Origin of the sequence: Kribbella sp. NPDC056951 (assembly GCF_042674205.1) — a bacterium.
In the GTDB taxonomy this organism is placed as follows: domain Bacteria; phylum Actinomycetota; class Actinomycetes; order Propionibacteriales; family Kribbellaceae; genus Kribbella; species Kribbella yunnanensis.
This window is the reverse complement of sequence record NZ_JBHUQZ010000009.1, coordinates 314,903-331,251: the sequence shown is the minus strand read 5'-3', so window position 1 is coordinate 331,251 and position 16,349 is coordinate 314,903. Positions and strand designations below refer to the sequence as shown.

14 protein-coding genes are annotated in these 16,349 nt (G+C 67.9%); 3 read left to right on the top strand and 11 right to left on the bottom strand.

The window, feature by feature from the left end; genetic code table 11:
- Positions 1 to 5: 5 nt before the first annotated feature.
- Positions 6 to 1,412: an aldehyde dehydrogenase family protein gene (locus ACFTSF_RS30915; RefSeq protein ID WP_380157814.1), complete on the bottom strand. Its 1,407-nt coding sequence runs from the start codon at positions 1,410 to 1,412 to the stop codon at positions 6 to 8.
- 193 nt (positions 1,413 to 1,605) lie between these two features.
- Between ACFTSF_RS30915 and ACFTSF_RS30910 the strand changes: the two genes are divergently transcribed.
- Positions 1,606 to 2,451 (top strand): MarR family transcriptional regulator, encoded by an 846-nt coding sequence (locus ACFTSF_RS30910; RefSeq protein ID WP_380157812.1) that lies wholly within the window; start codon positions 1,606 to 1,608, stop codon positions 2,449 to 2,451.
- Here the strand turns inward: ACFTSF_RS30910 and ACFTSF_RS30905 are convergent.
- The 3 genes from ACFTSF_RS30905 to cobT all read right to left on the bottom strand — a co-directional run bounded on the left by ACFTSF_RS30905 (position 2,445) and on the right by cobT (position 5,858).
- Entirely contained in the window at positions 2,445 to 3,269 is an 825-nt protein-coding gene (locus ACFTSF_RS30905; RefSeq protein WP_380157810.1) for a TrmH family RNA methyltransferase, read from the bottom strand. The genes ACFTSF_RS30910 and ACFTSF_RS30905 overlap by 7 nt on opposite strands.
- Positions 3,270 to 3,591: 322 nt before the next feature.
- Positions 3,592 to 4,821 (bottom strand): uroporphyrinogen-III C-methyltransferase, encoded by a 1,230-nt coding sequence (gene cobA, locus ACFTSF_RS30900; RefSeq protein ID WP_380157809.1) that lies wholly within the window; start codon positions 4,819 to 4,821, stop codon positions 3,592 to 3,594.
- Positions 4,818 to 5,858 carry a nicotinate-nucleotide--dimethylbenzimidazole phosphoribosyltransferase gene (gene cobT / locus ACFTSF_RS30895; RefSeq protein ID WP_380157807.1) on the bottom strand — a complete coding sequence of 347 codons (1,041 nt, stop codon included), beginning with the start codon at positions 5,856 to 5,858 and terminating at the stop codon, positions 4,818 to 4,820. Before cobT ends, cobA begins: the two co-directional genes overlap by 4 nt.
- Positions 5,859 to 5,993: 135 nt before the next feature.
- Here cobT and ACFTSF_RS30890 point away from each other — a divergent pair, with 135 nt between their 5' ends.
- Positions 5,994 to 6,524 (top strand): YbhB/YbcL family Raf kinase inhibitor-like protein, encoded by a 531-nt coding sequence (locus ACFTSF_RS30890; protein WP_344158298.1) that lies wholly within the window; start codon positions 5,994 to 5,996, stop codon positions 6,522 to 6,524.
- Positions 6,525 to 6,873: 349 nt separating this feature from the next.
- On the opposite strand, the gene ACFTSF_RS30885 is transcribed toward ACFTSF_RS30890, so the two are convergent.
- The 6 genes from ACFTSF_RS30885 to ACFTSF_RS30860 all read right to left on the bottom strand — a co-directional run bounded on the left by ACFTSF_RS30885 (position 6,874) and on the right by ACFTSF_RS30860 (position 14,769).
- Entirely contained in the window at positions 6,874 to 7,674 is an 801-nt protein-coding gene (locus tag ACFTSF_RS30885; RefSeq protein WP_380157849.1) for an aminoglycoside N(3)-acetyltransferase, read from the bottom strand.
- Between the two features lie 355 nt (positions 7,675 to 8,029).
- Positions 8,030 to 8,914 (bottom strand): carbohydrate ABC transporter permease, encoded by an 885-nt coding sequence (locus ACFTSF_RS30880; RefSeq protein WP_380157805.1) that lies wholly within the window; start codon positions 8,912 to 8,914, stop codon positions 8,030 to 8,032.
- Positions 8,914 to 9,876, bottom strand: coding sequence for a sugar ABC transporter permease (locus ACFTSF_RS30875; RefSeq protein ID WP_344158304.1), 963 nt, complete (start codon positions 9,874 to 9,876; stop codon positions 8,914 to 8,916). The genes ACFTSF_RS30880 and ACFTSF_RS30875 overlap by 1 nt, the downstream gene beginning before the upstream one ends.
- Entirely contained in the window at positions 9,873 to 11,156 is a 1,284-nt protein-coding gene (locus ACFTSF_RS30870) for a sugar ABC transporter substrate-binding protein (protein ID WP_344158306.1), read from the bottom strand. Before ACFTSF_RS30870 ends, ACFTSF_RS30875 begins: the two co-directional genes overlap by 4 nt.
- 263 nt (positions 11,157 to 11,419) lie before the next feature.
- On the bottom strand, positions 11,420 to 13,555 hold the full coding sequence (locus ACFTSF_RS30865; RefSeq protein WP_380157803.1) for a 3-hydroxyacyl-CoA dehydrogenase NAD-binding domain-containing protein: 2,136 nt from the start codon (positions 13,553 to 13,555) through the stop codon (positions 11,420 to 11,422).
- A complete protein-coding gene (locus ACFTSF_RS30860; RefSeq protein WP_380157801.1) occupies positions 13,552 to 14,769 on the bottom strand; it encodes an acetyl-CoA C-acetyltransferase in 1,218 nt (405 codons plus the stop codon). Before ACFTSF_RS30860 ends, ACFTSF_RS30865 begins: the two co-directional genes overlap by 4 nt.
- Before the next feature lie 85 nt (positions 14,770 to 14,854).
- Here ACFTSF_RS30860 and ACFTSF_RS30855 point away from each other — a divergent pair, with 85 nt between their 5' ends.
- Complete coding sequence (locus ACFTSF_RS30855; RefSeq protein WP_380157799.1) at positions 14,855 to 15,601, top strand: MerR family transcriptional regulator; 747 nt, start codon at positions 14,855 to 14,857, stop codon at positions 15,599 to 15,601.
- Here the strand turns inward: ACFTSF_RS30855 and ACFTSF_RS30850 are convergent.
- Positions 15,598 to 16,317 (bottom strand): ANTAR domain-containing protein, encoded by a 720-nt coding sequence (locus ACFTSF_RS30850; protein WP_380157797.1) that lies wholly within the window; start codon positions 16,315 to 16,317, stop codon positions 15,598 to 15,600. The two genes, ACFTSF_RS30855 and ACFTSF_RS30850, sit on opposite strands and share 4 nt — an antisense overlap.
- Positions 16,318 to 16,349 lie beyond the last annotated feature (32 nt).

Here is a 16,349-nt window from a genome sequence, read left to right as displayed (position 1 = left end):
TGGCCTCACTTGGATGCCCAGGCCGGGTAGTCGGTCGGGGTGGTCTGGATGCCGATCCACTGCCGATGGGTGTAACCGGCCAGCTGGCCTTCGCCGCCGTGCCGGGCATAGCCGTCGTTCACGTGCACCTCGTTGCTCTTCACCTGCTGGGCGAAGGCGAGGCCGCGCATCGGGTCCTTGGTGAAGACCGAATTCATCAACGTGCGGTGGCGGTTCACCAGGTCGAGCGCCTCCGCCTCGGTGTCGACCACGGTGATCGGCATCACCGGGCCGAAGATCTCCTCGGTGAACACCGGCATCTCCGGGGTCACCCCGGTCAGCACGGCCGGCTGGTAGAACAGGCCGTCGTACGTGCCCCCGGTGGCGAGCTTGGCGCCGGCCGCGATCGACGGCTCGACGAGACCCTCGTGAAAGCGCTCCCGCTGTGTCTCGGTGATGATCGGGCCCAGATCTACGTCATCTCTGAGCGGGTCGCCCACTCTCAGCTTGGCCACCCGCTCGACGACAGCGGCGGTGAACTCATCGGCGACCGAGCGCATCACGATGTGCCGGCCGGCGGTGATGCAGGTCTGGCCCTGGTACCAGAGCGAGGACCACAACGCGCAGCTCGCCGCCTGGTCCAGATCCGCGTCATCCAGTACGACGAACGCGTTGTCGCCACCGAGCTCGGTGGCCGCGGCCCGGAAGTTCTTCCCCGCGAACGCCGAGATCTGCTGACCGACCTCGAACGAGCCGGTGAAGTGGATGAGATCGAGATCGGGATGCACAGAGAGCGTTCTCCCGGTTTCCGGGCCGTCTCCCGGGACCACGTTGAACACGCCCGCCGGGACCCCGGCCGCCTTCGCAGCCTCGGCCAGCACCTGACCGCCCGCGATCGGCGTCAGCTCAGCCGGCTTGAGGACCACAGCGTTGCCGTAGGCCAGCCCGGGCGCGAGCGCGCGCATCGCGAGACTCATCGGGTAGTTCCACGGCACGATCAGCCCGATCACGCCGAGCGGGACCGCGCGAGAGAGCGATATCTTGCCGTTCTTGTACGGCGGCAGGATCGCGCCGGCGTTCTCGGTGAGCTGGGTGGCCGAGTTCAGCAGCTGGTTGATCGACTGCCCGAGCTCCTCCTCGGCCTTCTCCCGCGTACCGCCGGTCTCGCGGATGATCAGCGTGAGCAGTTCGTCGCGCCGGTTCTCCAGCTCACGGGCGAAGGCCCGGAGGATTTCGCACTTGGTGTTCGCGTCGACCTCGGCCCAGCCCGGCTGAGCCCGGCGGGCGCTGCGGACGGCCCGGTCGACCTGTTCCGACGAAGCGGTGCCATAGCGGGCGAACGGCGTACCGGCTGCTTTGTCCAGGACCGGCGACCAGTCCGACGCGGGGGCCTCCGCCCATCCGTCGATCCACACCTGTGCCTCGTACTCCATGCGGGCCTCACTCACTCTGCTGAACTCTCTTGGCGGGAATGCGCTTTCCTCGCAGGATTGCGCATTCCCGGAGTGGGGTCAAGAGTGGATCTCCTCGAATTTTCGGGCCGGCTGTCGAAGTGGGCGGAGGGACTTCGTAGCCAGGGTGAGGGATCGGCAACGGGCCGATTCCGGCCGATCACCGGAGGTCACGATGACCATCACCGCCCCCACCACGACCCTCGCTCGTTACCTCGGTCGGGAGCTGCTGGAGCCGATCCACCTGGTCACCTATATGTCCGACGAGCCGAACGAGGCGATGGAGGCCATCGGGTTCGACTCCGCCAACTACTGGCCGCTGTACTTCGCCGGTCGGGCCGCACCGCTGGGCCAGGTACCGGCCGCGGTCGTGGACGCGATCTTCTACAACTTCGCGCCGGGCATGGCCGACGAGTTCTACACCGGCGTTTGGGACATCACCACGCCTTCAGAGGCACTGGCCGCGCGTGAGGCCGGCTGCGTCGCCGCCCTGCGTCGCATCCTCGGTCCGCTCGCCGACACCCCCGCTGTCGCTCGGGCCGCTGACCTCGCGCTCCGGCTGGCGATGAGCGCGCCGGTCGAGGGTCGGCCGTTGTACGCCGGTCTGCGGTCGATCGCCGTACCTTCTGCACCGCTGGCCCGGCTGTGGCACGCGGCGACTCTGCTGCGGGAGCACCGCGGTGACGGGCACAACGCCGCACTCGTTGCCGAAGGCATCGATGGTCAGGAGGCGCATGTGTTCGCCGCGCTGGACAGTGGGATGAAGCCGCGCGAGTACGGTCGGCTCGACCCGCTGTCGGACACCGAACTGGAGACCGTCGTGGCGCGTCTCCGCGACCGTGGCTTGGTCGACTCCACCGATGGTTTCACCGCAGCCGGCCGGGAGCTCAAGGACCGCATCGAGGCTCAGACCGATGCCGCCGCCGCTCCCGCCTATGCCGGCTTGACGCCTGAGGAGCTCGACCAGTTCATCGACGACCTGCAGCCGATCGCCGCGCGGATCGACTCCGTCGGCTACTGACGCGCTGCTGGTTTCCGGGTCGCGTAGAACGTGACCGCCGCCGAACTGGCGACGTTCAACGAGTCCACTCCCCCAGCCATCGGGATCTTCACCGTCAAATCAGCCTGCTCGAGAACATGCGGCTTCAGCCCATGCCCCTCGGTCCCGAAGATCAGCGCCAGCCGCTCGTCGTTCCGCGCCGCCAACTCGTCCAGCGTGATCGACTCATCGGTGAGCGCCAACGCGGCCGACACGAACCCGCGCTGTTTGAGGACGCCCAGCGCCCCCGGCCAGCTCTCGAGCCGGGTCCACGGCACCTGGAACACCGTCCCCATCGACACCTTGATCGACCGCCGGTACAACGGATCCGCACAGGTCGGGGTGACGAGCACCAGGTCCACACCCATCGCCGCCGCGGCCCGAAACCCCGCCCCCACGTTCGTGTGATCGACAATGTCGTCGAAGATCGCAATCCGCCGTACCGCCGGGGTCAGCAGTTCCTCGAGCGGAGCAGCCGCCGTACGCCGATAGGACCCGAGCGCACCCCGATGCACATGAAACCCGGTGACCTGCTCGGCCAACTCCTCCGACACCACATACACCGGCGTCTCGGGCCACTGCGCCAGCACATCACCCAACGACTCCAGCCACCGAGGCGCCAGCAAGAACGACCGCGGCACAAACCCACCCTCAGCCGCCCGCCGAATGACTTTGTCGCCCTCGGCAATAAAAAGCCCGTGCTCCTCCTCCAGCAACCGCCGCAGGCTAACCTCCCGCAACTGCACATAATCCGCCAACCGCGGATCCCCAGCCTCAGTAACCTCAACCAACTGACTCACCCGAGCCCACCTCCCGCCCAACCAACCCCGCCCACCGAAGCCACCGTGCCGAGCCCACCCCACGTCCACCGAAGCCACCGTGCCAAGGAATGCCCACGCCGACCGAAGCCACCGTGCCAAGGGATGCCGACTGCGAGCAGTGAGCCGACGAGTGTGACCTCCGTGTCGTCAGGAACCGATTTCCGGCGACCAGGTCCCCACACTCGGCGAGGGACCGCGAGCGAAGCCACCGTGCCGGGCGGGGCCACGTCGAGTGAAGCCAGCGTGCCGGGCGGGGCGACGTCGGGTGAAGTCGGTGTGGTGGCGGTTGGGGTGGGGCTGGTCACCGGGGGGTGTCCGTGGGACGGGCTGACTCGGCTACTTCGACTACGTTGCCTATGACAACGATCGCGGGGGCGCCGACGCCGGCTTCGTGCATGGTGGTGGCGATGTTGGCGAGGTCGGAGGTGACCAGGTGCTGGCTGGGAAGGGTGCCGTCGGCAACGGCTGCGGCGGGGGTGGTGGCGGGGCGGCCGGCTGCGATCAGGCGTTCGGTGATGGCGGGGAGGTTTTCGACTGCCATCAGGAGGACGAGGGTGCCGGAGAGTTGGGCCAGCGCATCCCAGTTGACCAGTGAGTCCGGGTGCGACGGCGGGATGTGCCCGGAGACGACCGTGAACTCGTGGGTGACACCGCGGTGGGTGACCGGGATGCCGGCTACTGCGGGCACCGAGATCGAGCTGGTGATGCCCGGTACGACGGTCCAGGGGACACCGGCTTCGGCACAGGCGAGGGCTTCTTCGAAACCGCGGCCGAAGACATACGGGTCACCGCCCTTGAGGCGTACGACGACCTTTCCTTCGCGGCCGCGGTCGACCAGGATGCGGTTGATCTCCTCCTGCTGGGCAGCTCGGCCGCGCGGGAGTTTCGCCGCGTCGAACAGCTCGACATCGGGTGACAGCTCGTCCAGCAGTTGTTGCGGAGCGAGCCGGTCGGCGACGACCACTTCGGCCTCCGCGAGCAACCGGCGTCCGCGCACGGTGATCAGGTCCGGGTCGCCCGGTCCCCCGCCGACCAGGTACACGCCGGGCCGCCTACCGCTCGCGTCCCGGGCGCCGAGTTCACCGGTCCGCAGCCCTTCGAGGATCGCGTCCCGGACGGCGGCCGAACGGCGGTGGTCGCCTCCACCGAGTACCCCGATGGTGACGTTGTCGTGCTGCCCCGACGCCGGGGTCCACGCGGTCGCCCGGGAACGGTCGTCGGAACGGACGCAGAAGATGCGGCGTTCCTCGGCTTCGCGCGACACCTCGTCGTTCACAACCGCGTCGTCGGTGGCAACGACGACGTACCAGGCGTTCTCGAGGTCGCCGTTCGTGTAGCCGCGCTCGATCCAGGTCAGCGAAGGGTTCGCCAGGAGACCCTCGATGGTCCGGGTGATCGACGGGGAGATCAGGTCGATGACCGCGCCGGATTCGAGCAGCCGCGGTAGGCGTCGCTGAGCGACGCCACCACCGCCGACCACGACGACGCGGCGCCCGGTGAGGACGAGACCGGAGAGGTATTGGTCGGTCACGAGTCGATCCCAGCGGACTCGAAGGTCGCCATCTCGCCGAGGGCGCGGACGGCACAGGCCAGGATCGGGTACGCGAGCACGGCACCCGTGCCTTCGCCGAGCCGCAGGTCCAGGTCGACCAGCGGGATGAGGCCGAGAGTCTTCAGCGCGACCGCGTGACCTGGTTCGGCCGAGCGGTGGCCGGCGACGCAGTACTCGATCGAGTGCGGCTGCAGCGCCTGCGCCACGAGTGCGGCCGCGCCGGCGATGACCCCGTCGAGGATGACCGGGACCCGGTTGGCCGCACCGCCGAGGATGTATCCGGCCAGCGCGGCGTGCTCGAGGCCGCCGTACGCCTGGAGTGCACCGAGCGGGTCAGTCGCCGGTACGGCGTGCTTTTCGAGCGCCGACCGCACGATCGCGGTCTTGTGAGCGAGGGTCGCGTCGTCGATCCCGGTACCGCGGCCGGTCACCACCTCGGCGGTCGAACCGGTGAACGTGGCGATCAGGGCGGCCGAGGCGGTCGTGTTCGCGATCCCCATGTCGCCGGTCAGCAGGCAGCGGTAGCCGTCCCGGACCAGGGTGTCGGCGAGGTCGAACCCGACCGCGATCGCGGCCCGCACCTCGTCGTTCGTGAGGGCTGCTTCGACCGACAGGTCGCGCGTGCCCAGGCGAACCTTGGCGTGGACGATGTCGAGCTCCTCCACCGGCGTGGCCACGCCGACATCCACGACCCGGACCTCGACCCGGTTGTTCGCGGCGAACGCGTTCACCGCGGCGCCACCGGCGGCGAAGTTCGCCAGCATCCCGGCCGTCACCTCCTGCGGCCACGGCGAAACCCCCTGCGCGTGTACGCCGTGATCGGCCGCGAACACCGTCACCACGGCCGGCATCGGCACCGCCGGCGGGCACACCCCGGTCATCCCCGCCACCCGCACGGAGAGATCCTCCAGCACGCCCAACGCGCCCGGCGGCTTCGTGAGCTGCCCTTGACGCTCCGCAGCCGCCCGCATCGCCACCTCGTCCGCGGGCGCAATCCGCGCCAGGTACTCCTCCACCGCATGCCCTCCACTGTTCGGTGCCCACTCGTGCACCGATCTTCGCATCCTCGGGCGAGTCCCCTCGGACGGCATGCGATCCGATGGACAGTAATGTCGGATACACCACACGTCACAGATCGGGGAGGACCCCAGATGTCGCTCGACCGTCCCGTCACACCGGACCCGTACGAACTACTCCCCGAGGTGGGCGGTTTCACCCTCACCAGCACCGACGTGACGGAGGGTAAGCAACTCTCCGACGCCCAGGTCTTCGCCGCCGGCAACACCTCCCCGCAGCTCAGCTGGTCCGGCTTCCCCGCCGAGACCAAGGGCTTCGTCGTCACCTGCTTCGACCCCGACGCCCCCATCGTCTCCGGCTTCTGGCACTGGGTCCTGGTCAACCTCCCCGCCGACGTCACCTCCCTCGAAACCGGCGCAGGCTCCACCGACCGCCTCCCGAACGGCGCCTTCCACGTCCGCAACGACTTCGGCACCAAGAACTACGGCGGCGCCGCCCCGCCCGCGGGCGACCAGAACCACCGCTACTACTTCGTCGTCCACGCCCTCGACATCGAAGCCCTCGACGTCGACGACGAAGCCACCCCCGCGGTTGTCGGCTTCAACCTCGCCTTCCACACCCTCGCCCGCGCGATCCTCACCCCGACGTACCAGACCGCGGAGTAGCCCCCCAACGGGCAGGACGCAGACGCCTGGGACTGTAAGACGGAGTCGTGGGTGTGGAGACCGCATGGTGGGCTTGAACAGGAAATGACCTGTTCAAGCCCACGATTTCCTATCCAAACCCCCGGTTGTTGGCTGGGCCGGCGCGGTATGCGGGGGCTGGGGAGCTCGGCCTCAGCTGATGCCTGCTCGGTGATGAGGCCGGGGAGTCCCACCCGTCGTTTTCGGGAGGTAGGACACCCCAGCACCCCCAGACAGCACCGGCGAGCAACCACCGCCGTACGAACCCGGCCGCATCCGAGCGACGCGACGCCGGGCGCCGCCGTACGACCCCACCCTGTCGGTTGGGCGATTAGAAGGTTCGTTCGATCCAGTGGACGGCGGCTGCGACGGTGGCTGGAGCGTTGAAGAGCCAGGTGGGGGCTGGGCCGACATTTCCTGGGTGCGCGGCTCCTGCTTGGACGGCTTGGTCGGCCAGTACGGCGATGGGGTGGTCGATGCCATGGGCGTCGTACGGGAGTGAGCCGTAGAAGGTGTCGAGGGTGCGGTAGTCGCACCACTCGGTGCCAACCGGCATGCGGTACTCGTGGAACCGTTTGCCTGTCACGTCGGCGATGGACTCGGCGTGGTGGCACAAGGTGAGCGTTTTCAGCGGGGCGCCCAGTAACAGCACCCGCCCGTCCAGCGCGACCAGTTGACCGAGTGGGCCGTCGGGACCCCATGGGTCGTCGGTGTCGGTCAGTAGGTCGCCTGCGTGCGGGCCGAGGGCGGCGAAGCTCACCTCGGGGTGGCCGCTTCGGGAGGCGCCTGGCCAGGTGCGTAGGCGTTCCGGGAAACGGCCGAAGTCGCGGCGTGCTGACGACACCGCCGGATCGAACGGCGGTAGGTCGTCGTACGCGCGTTGCCAGGTCTCTGGCCAGAACTTCACGTGGTACGGGCTGTCGTCCCAGCCGCAGAAGGCGAGCAGGGTGCCGTCGGGGCCGAGGGCGTCGCGCAGGCCGTGGACCACGGTGTCGATACCGCCCACCACCCAGCCCAGCGCCGACAACCGCACGTGCACCATCAGCACGTCCCCCGCCCGCACGCCGAGCGCCTGCACCCCGCGCGTGATCCCACTCCGCGTCACCGGCACGAAGTCCGGGTCACCCAACATCACCGCACTAGGAAAAGCCATCCCAGCATTCTGTCGCCAAGGACATGAGGTGGGGGCGGAATATTCACCCCGCCGGGTGCCGCGTGAGCGTGCCGCGGCCGAACTCCTACCACCACGTGTCGGTAGCCGCATCTGCGGAACGACAGGACGTATGCGGGTGCCAAGTGGATGGCGCAGGCGGTGGGGGCGCCGGGTTGGGGGCTAGTGGGGATATACGTCCTGTCGGTCGGCGGATCGACCGCCGGTGGGGAGCCTGGTGGACTCCCCACCGGGGCTCGGTGGGGCGGTCGCCGCCGGCCGGGAGGTGGCGCCGGAGGCGGCTGGGGGGATGGCCGCCGCGGAGCGGTGTCCTTGGTCAGTCTTTGATGCCGGATTGGGTTACGCCTTGGATGAGGTAGCGCTGGAGGAAGGCGAAGATCAGGACCAGCGGGAGGATTGAGACCGCTACTGCCATGAAGAGTTCGTGGATGTTGACGGTCTGGGCGGTGATGAAGGTGGACATCGCCACTTGGATGGTCCAGGAGCTGGAGTCCTGGCCGATGACCAGGGGCCAGAGGAAGGAGTTCCAGTTGCCGATGAAGGTGATCGCGGCGATGGCGGCGAAGAAGGGCAGCGAGTTCGGGACGACTATGCGCCAGAAGACGCCGAAATAGCCGGCTCCGTCGACGCGGGCTGCTTCTTCGAGTTCCTTGGGAAAATTCAGAAAATACTGCCGGAACAGGAATGCGGCGAATCCGCTGAAGAGCGTCGGGATGATGAGGCCGCGCAGGGTGCTGACCCAGCCCAGTGACGAGACCACGATGAAGCTGGGGATGAAGGTGACCGCGCCGGGGATCATCAGGGTCGCGACGACCGAGTAGAAGACCTTGTCGGCGTGCCGGTACGGGATCCGCGCCAGGCCGTAGCCGGCCATGGACGCGAGCAGGAGCTGGCCCGCCGTACCGAGGATGCCGACGACGGCGGAGTTGTACATCGCCCGCGCGATCGGGACCTGGGTGTCGTTGAAGAGCTCCTTGATGTTGCCCCACTGCAGTTCGGGCGGGAACAGGGTCCAGTCCGGTGCGGTGATGTCGGCTTCGGTCGACAGGGCGTTGCGCAGGATCAGGTAGAACGGCAGCAGGAACAGGATCACCGCGATCAGCAGGGCGAGCCAGCGCAGGCCGATGCCGACGCGGCCGAGCGGGCTGCGGGTGTAGCCGATCGGCTCCAGCGTGCCTGAGGTGCGTTCCGCGGTGGCCATCAGTCACCTGCCTTTCCGAAGCCGAAGATCCGTGTCTGCAACAGGGTCACGAGCATGATGATGACCGCCAGGATCAGCGCGCCGGCCGAACCGTGCCCGAGGTCCTGGATCGAACCGAGGGAGATGCCGTACAGGTAGACCAGCGGCGGCCGCGCGTAGTTGACGTTGCCGACGAGGTTGTAGAACTCGTCGAAGGCCTGGTACGCCGCGATCAGGTTCAGGATCAGCACCGAGACCGAGGTCGCGCGCAACTGCGGCAGCGTGATGTAGCGGAAGATCTGCCACCCCGGCTTGGCGCCGTCGACATACGCCGCCTCGTAGAGGGTCGGCGAGATCCGCTGCAGACCCGCGATGAACAGGATCATGTAGAAGCCGAGCTGCAGCCACAGCCGGACGCTGATGATCGGGATCCAGTACCACGGCGGATCCACGGTCGACAGCCAGGCGACGTTCTCGATCCCGAACCAGCCGAGCACGGTGTTGGCCAGGCCGAACCGGACGCCGTTGAAGATCGACAACTTCCAGATCAGCGACGCAACGACGTACGAGCAGGCCGTTGGCAGGAAGAACACCGAGCGGAAGAACGCCTTGGCGATCTTCACCTGGTTGACCAGCAGCGCCAGCGCCAGCGAGAGCACGAAGGTGAGCGGCACGATGAAGACCGCGAAGATCGTGAACGTGCCCAGGCTGGACAGGAAGTTGTGGTCGGTCAGCATGTCGACGTAGTTCTGCAGACCGACGAACTTCGACGGGGTGACCGTGTTGTAGGCCTCGAAGAAGCTGAGGACCAGGCTCCAGATGATCGGCAGGTACGAGAAGATCAGCAGCCCGATCACGAACGGGCCGACGAACAGCCAGAACCACAACGTGGTCCCGGCGATCCCCTTCTGCCGCCGTCCCCGCTTCCGCCGCGCGTCAGGCGCGGCGGAGTCGGTACGGCGGACGTCGGTGCTGCTGCTCATCCGAACAGCCGCGACAGCTCTGCGTTGACCGTCTTCTCGGCCTTCGTGATCTCCGCGGAGGGGTCAGCTCCCTTCTTGATCACGTTGGTGAGAAGGTCGGCGAAGGCGGTGCCCATCTTCGGGGTCCAGGACGGGTTGTCGGTGTGGCCGTAGTCCGTGGTCAGCTTGACCGTCTCGGCCGCGACACCGCTCTGCAGCTTGGCGGCCTTCGCGGCCAGCGACTTGCGCGGCGGGATGTGGAAGCCGTAGTTCAGCGACCAGTCCTCCTGGAACTCGGCCTGGTCGATCCACAGCCACTTCACGAACTTCTTGGCGGCCTCGACGTTCGCGCTCTTCGCGGAGACGAACTGGGTCCAGCCGCCGGAGTACACGGCCGGCTTGCCCTGGGCATCGAGCGCGGGGAACGCGAAGACACCGAGGTCGTCGCCGAGCGCCTTCTGCATGCCGGGGACCGCCCACATGCCGATCCACTGCATCGCGACCAGGCCCTGGTTGATGGCGCCCGGATCCCACCAGTCGGTCGGGGCGCCCAGCAGGACGGACTTGTCGGCGTACATCTGGTGCAGCTTGCCGAAGGCCTGGGCCGCCCGCTCGCCGGTGAAGCCCGGCTTGTGGTCGTCGGTCAGGTAGGTGCCGCCGGACGACCACAGGGCGGGGCCGCCGAGCGCGTTGCCGCCGTCGTTGCCGACGAAGATGCCCTTCACCTTGTCGGTGGTGAGCTCCTTGGCCGCGGCGATCAGGTCGTCGATGGTCTCCGGCGGCTTGATACCGGCCTTGTCGAGCATCGACTTGCGGTAGTAGATCACCTGCGGGTCGACGATCATCCGGATGCCGTAGACCTTGCCGTCGATCGTGTTCGTGGCCAGGTCACCCTCGGAGAAGTCGCTCTTCACGTCGGCGATGATGTCGTCGAGCGGGACCACTTGGCCGCTCTTCACCATGCCGATGTTGAGCTGGCTCTCGAAGACATCCGGACCGTTGCTCGACAGCAGGCCGGAGGCGAGCTTGCTGGCGTAGTCACCAGGGGTCCATTGGACGGCCACGTTCGCGTCCGTGTAGGCCTTCGCGTACTTCGCGGCGGCCTGCTGGGTGCCGGCCTCGCCGTACTGGTGGTACCACTGCGACAGGTTGACCTTCGCACCGCCACCACTGCCGCCGCTCGACGGGCGGCCGGTATTGCCGCCACAGGCCGCGGTGAGCGCGGCGAGGGCAGCGAGGCCACCGGCCCGCTTGAGCAGATCCCGCCGGTTCAGACCAGCGTTCGGAACATGAGCAGGCATGAATTCCACCTTCCCGAAGAGCAGCGCCGCAGGGGTTGGGACGCCAGGAGTTCCGAGTTACTTAACAGCGTTAAGCATCTCCGATTTCGCACACAGTACAACTAAATCCAACATCGCAACAGTCTCCACCGGGGCACGTTACCCGGGTGAATCGTTGAAGAAGTCTCTGGCACCCTGACCCAAAAGCGCGCCCGGCGCAAGACCGGGCGCGCTGCTATTTGTTCGATTGTGTGGAATGTTGCGCGGACGGTATCTGGCCGTGATCAGTTAAACGATTTCCCAGCCTCGGCCATCCGGATCAGCGACTCCGTCGGAGTGAATCGCGATCCGTACGTCGCCGCAAGCTCCCGCGCCCGGGCGACGAATTCCGGTACGCCGTACGAGTTGATCGCCTGGAGCGCACCTCCGAGCAGCGGCGGGAAGCCGATTCCGAAGATCGAGCCGATGTTCGCATCCGCGACCGAGCGCAGTACGCCCTCATCCAGGCACCGGACGGTCTCCAGCGACATGATGAACGTGAACCGGTCCTGGAGGTCGACCACAGTGGCGTCCGACGTACCGGTGAAGTGCTCACGCAACCCCGGCCACAGGTGCTTCGGGCCGTCGGCGGGGTATTCGTAGAAGCCCGCGCCGGCCGCCTTGCCGCGGCGGTCGAACTCGTTGACCATCCGGTCGGTGACCGCCATCCCGGCGTGGTCGTCGAAGGCACCAGCGCTGCCGCCGGCCGCGCGGGCGGCGTCGCGGATCTTCTGCGGCAGCGTGAGCGTGACCTCGTCGAGCATCGCCAGCGGCGGTGCCGGGAACCCGGCCAGCGACGCGGCGCGCTCGATCATCACCGGGTCGACGCCCTCGCCGACCATCGCCGCGCCCTCCATCACCAGCGTGCCGAAGACCCGCGAGGTGAAGAAGCCACGGCTGTCGTTGACCACGATCGGCGTCTTCTTGATCTGCCGTACGACGTCGTACGCCTTGGCCAGCGTCCGGTCGGACGTCTTCTCCCCCACGATCAGTTCGACCGCGGGCATCCGGTCGACCGGCGAGAAGAAGTGCATCCCGACGAAGTCGTCCGGCCGGTCGATCCCGTCGGCGAGCGAGGTGATCGGCAGTGTCGAGGTGTTCGAGCAGAGCAGTGCGTCGGGCTCGATCACCCCGGCGATCTCGGCGAAGACCTTCTGCTTGAGCTCTTCGCTCTCGAAGACCGCCTCGATCACCAGGTCGGCCCCGGCCAGGTCGTTCGGGTCGGCAGTCGGCGTGATCCGGCTGAGGAATTCCTCGACCTGCGAGGGCGACTTCCGCCCCTTCTGCACCTGCTTGGCGAGCAGCTTCTCCGAGTACGCCTTGCCCTTCTCGGCCGCCTCCAGCGAGACGTCCTTGAGCACGACCTCCATCCCGGCCCGCGCGCACTCGTACGCGATCCCGGCGCCCATCATGCCCGCGCCGAGGACACCGACCTTACGAGCCTTGTACGGCGGGATGCCGGTCGGCCGCGATGCCCCGGCGTTGATCGCCTGGAGGTCGAAGAAGAACGCCTTGGTCATGTTCTTCGCGACCTGACCGGTGGCCAGCGACACGAAGTACCGCGACTCGATCCGGGACGCGGTGGCGAAGTCGACCTGCGCGCCCTCGACCGCGGCACTCATGATCGCTCGCGGTGCTGGGTACCGCGCACCCTTCAGCTGCTTGCGCAGGTTCGCCGGGAAAGCCGGCAGGAACGCGGCGAGCTTCGGCGAGGACGGCGTACCACCGGGGATCTTGTACCCGTCGCGATCCCACGGCTGCTTGGCATCACCGTCGTACGACGCGATCCAGGCGCGGGCCGCGTCGAGGACCTGATCGGCGGGCACGACCTCGTCGACGATCCCGACCGACTTCGCGTGCGCAGGCTTCATCCGCTGCCCCTGCAGCAGCACCTTCATCAGCGCATCCTGCAAGCCGAGCATCCGGACGGTTCGCGTCACGCCGCCGCCGCCGGGCAGCAGACCGAGCGTCACCTCCGGTACGCCGATCTCGATCCGGTTGTCATCGGCAACGATTCGGTGATGCGTCGCCAGCGCGATCTCCAGTCCGCCGCCGAGCGCCGTACCGTTGATGGCGGCAACGACCGGGACGCCGAGCGTCTCCAGGACGCGGAGCTGGCGCTTGATCTCCTCGACCATGTCGAAGACCTGCTGCGCGTGCTCGGGCTGGATCTGGATCAGCAGCTCGAGGTTGCCGCCGGCAAAGAACGTCGACTTGGCCGAGGTCACGATGACGCCTTTGATCAGCGCCTTCTCGGCCTCGAGCCGCTCGATCGTCTTGCCCATCGCCGCGACGTACGCGTCGTTCATCGTGTTCGCGGACGCATCCGGGTCGTTCATCGTCAGTGTGATGACGCCGGCGTCGTTCTTCCACTCGATCATGCCGCAAGCCTCTCGATGATCGTCGCGACGCCCATACCGCCGCCGACGCACAGGGTGGCCAGACCGTAGCGGAGCTCGCGCCGCTCCAACTCGTCCAGCAGGGTTCCGATCTGCATCGCGCCGGTGGCACCGAGCGGGTGCCCGAGCGCGATCGCGCCGCCGTTCACGTTCACCTTCTCGTGCGGTACTCCGAGGTCCTTCATGAAGTGCAGGACAGCGGCCGCAAACGCCTCGTTCATCTCGAACAGGTCGATGTCGGACGCCTCCAGACCGGCCTTCGCGAGCGCCTTGCGGGCTGCGGGCGCCGGGCCGGTCAGCATGATCGTCGGGTCCGCGCCGCTGACGCCGACCGAGACGACCCGGCCGCGCGGAGCCTGCCCGAGGGCCTCCCCCGCCTTCTCGGTGCCGACCGCGACCAGTGCGGCGCCGTCGACGATGCCGGACGAGTTGCCGGCGTGGTGCACGTGATTGATCCGCTCGACCTTCACGTACTCCTCCAGGGCCACCGCGTCGAACCCGCCGTGCTCCCCGATCGCGGCGAACGACGCGGGCAGACCGGCCAGCGTCTCGACCGTCGTACCGGGCCGGACGAGCTCGTCGTGGTCCAGGACCTGCAGGCCGTTGCGGTCGACCACCGGTACGACGGAACGCGCGAAGTAGCCGTTCGCCCAGGCCTTGGCGGCCCGCGCGTGCGACTCGGCGGCGTACGCGTCGACATCGGTCCGGGAGAACCCGTCCATGGTCGCGATCAGGTCGGCGCTGATGCCCTGCGGGATGAAGCCGGTGGCCAGCGCGGTCTCCGGGTCCATCGCCCAGGCGCCGCCGTCCGAGCCCATCTTCACCCGGGACATCGACTCGACACCGCCGGCCAGGATGAAGTCCTCCCAGCCGGAGCGAACCCGCTGCGCAGCCTGGTTGACCGCCTCGAGCCCGGAGGCGCAGAACCGGTTGAGCTGGACCCCACCGGTCGTGTTCGGATAACCGGCCATCAGTACGGCGGTCCTGGCGATATCCATGCCCTGGTCGCCGATCGGCGTCACCACGCCGAGCACCACGTCATCGATCACCGCCGGATCGAGCTGCGGGTTCCGGGCCCGGTACTCCTCCAGCAAGCCGGTGATCAGCTGGATCGGTTTCACCTCGTGCAGGGCGCCGGTCGGCTTGCCCTTACCGCGCGGGGTGCGGATCGCGTCGTACAGGAAGGCTTCACTCATGATGTTCCCGTCGGTCGAGTCGTCCCCCGCATTGTGACAGTGTTGGTGTCACGGTCGTCAAGAGGGCTCGTTTATGATCTCCGCCATGCCGGAATCATCGGACGACGCGACCCTCACCGTCGACGAACTGTCGACCCGGGTCGGGATGACGGTCCGCACGCTGCGGTTCTACGCCGGGCGCGGCCTGATCCCACCGCCGGTCCGGCGCGGCCGGGTCGGGTACTACGGCGCCGAGCACATCGCGCGTCTCGACCTCGTCCGCGAGCTGCAGGCGCACGGGTTCACGCTGTCCGCGATCGAGGGCTACCTGGAGCGGATCCCGGCTGACGCGACGCCCCAGGACATCGCGCTGCATCGCACACTGCTCACCCCGTGGATGCGCGACCTGCCCGAAACCCTCGACCGGGCCGCGCTGGTACGACGTACTGGCCGCGAACTGAGCGATGACGACATCGTCGCCCTGGTCGCGCTCGGCGTGGTCGAGCCGACACCGGACGAGGATGTCTTCCACGTCGCGACTGCCCATCTCGGACTCGGCGCCGAACTGCTCGACCTGGATCTGCCGGTCGATGCGGTGCTCGCGGTCACCAAGGTCTTCTCCGAACACGGCCGCGCGATCGCCGAGGAGTTGACCGAGGTGTTCCGGACCATGGTCTGGCCGCACTACCGCGACTCGGGCGGCGCTCCGGAACACATCCAGCAGCTCGTCGAGCGCTTCAAGCCGGTCACGATCCAGGGTCTCGTGATCGCCTACGAGCGTGCGGTCGGCGAGACTCAGCGCGAGACCATCCGCCGTACGCAGAGCAAACGCGGCAAACGTACCGACGGCTAGGGCGCGTCCCTGATGTCCAGCCGGCCCTGGACGATGTCGTTGGCGACATCGGTCATCCGGCGGTGGTTGGTCCGGGCGTAGGTGCGCAGCTCGGTGAAGGCGTCGTCGACATCCAGGCCGAGGCTGTGCGTGAGGTAGCCCTTGGCCTGCTCGATCAGGATGCGGCTGTTCAGCGCCGTCTGCAGTTGCTGGCTGAGCTCCTCCTGCCTCACCAGCGCCCGCTGGTTCAGGATGCCGACCGTGGCAGCGTCGGCGAGCGCCTGGCCGAGGGCGATCGTGTCCTCGTCGAGCGGTTCGGCGCGGTCGCTCAACAGGTTCACGGCGCCGATCACGACATCGCGCAGCCGCATTGGCAGCGCCTGCACCGAGGCGAAGCCGGCCTGGCGGGCGGCTGCGGTGAACAACGGCCAGCGCGGATCGTTGTCGGACAGGTCGGCGCGCTGAACCGGGCGGCCGATCCGGAAGGCATCCAAGCAGGGACCCTCCGACTGCTGCAGCTGGGTCAGCTCGACCAGCCGGGCCTCCGCCGTCGACGCGGCGATCAGATTGAGATTGCCCTGGGGGTCGGCGAGCAGGATGCCGCACGCGGTCACCCCGAGCAGCTCGCCACAGCGGACGGCGAGCCGGTCGAGGAACTCGATGATGTCGAAGTCGTCGACCAGGGTGTCGGCCAACTCGATGAAGACCTCCCGCACCCTGCGGTCAGATGCGCTCATCCATGCTCCACTCCAACGGCGGATCTCGTGCG

Coding starts and splice junctions, on each gene's coding strand:
- ACFTSF_RS30885 (WP_380157849.1), bottom strand. CDS start 7,674: ATGTTGGGTGACCCGGACTTCGTGCCGGTGACGCGGAGTGGGATCACG.
- ACFTSF_RS30875 (WP_344158304.1), bottom strand. CDS start 9,876: ATGAGCAGCAGCACCGACGTCCGCCGTACCGACTCCGCCGCGCCTGAC.
- ACFTSF_RS30910 (WP_380157812.1), top strand. CDS start 1,606: ATGACCATCACCGCCCCCACCACGACCCTCGCTCGTTACCTCGGTCGG.
- ACFTSF_RS30880 (WP_380157805.1), bottom strand. CDS start 8,914: ATGGCCACCGCGGAACGCACCTCAGGCACGCTGGAGCCGATCGGCTAC.
- ACFTSF_RS30865 (WP_380157803.1), bottom strand. CDS start 13,555: ATGATCGAGTGGAAGAACGACGCCGGCGTCATCACACTGACGATGAAC.
- ACFTSF_RS30915 (WP_380157814.1), bottom strand. CDS start 1,412: ATGGAGTACGAGGCACAGGTGTGGATCGACGGATGGGCGGAGGCCCCC.
- ACFTSF_RS30855 (WP_380157799.1), top strand. CDS start 14,855: ATGCCGGAATCATCGGACGACGCGACCCTCACCGTCGACGAACTGTCG.
- ACFTSF_RS30870 (WP_344158306.1), bottom strand. CDS start 11,156: ATGCCTGCTCATGTTCCGAACGCTGGTCTGAACCGGCGGGATCTGCTC.
- ACFTSF_RS30850 (WP_380157797.1), bottom strand. CDS start 16,317: ATGAGCGCATCTGACCGCAGGGTGCGGGAGGTCTTCATCGAGTTGGCC.
- ACFTSF_RS30890 (WP_344158298.1), top strand. CDS start 5,994: ATGTCGCTCGACCGTCCCGTCACACCGGACCCGTACGAACTACTCCCC.
- ACFTSF_RS30860 (WP_380157801.1), bottom strand. CDS start 14,769: ATGAGTGAAGCCTTCCTGTACGACGCGATCCGCACCCCGCGCGGTAAG.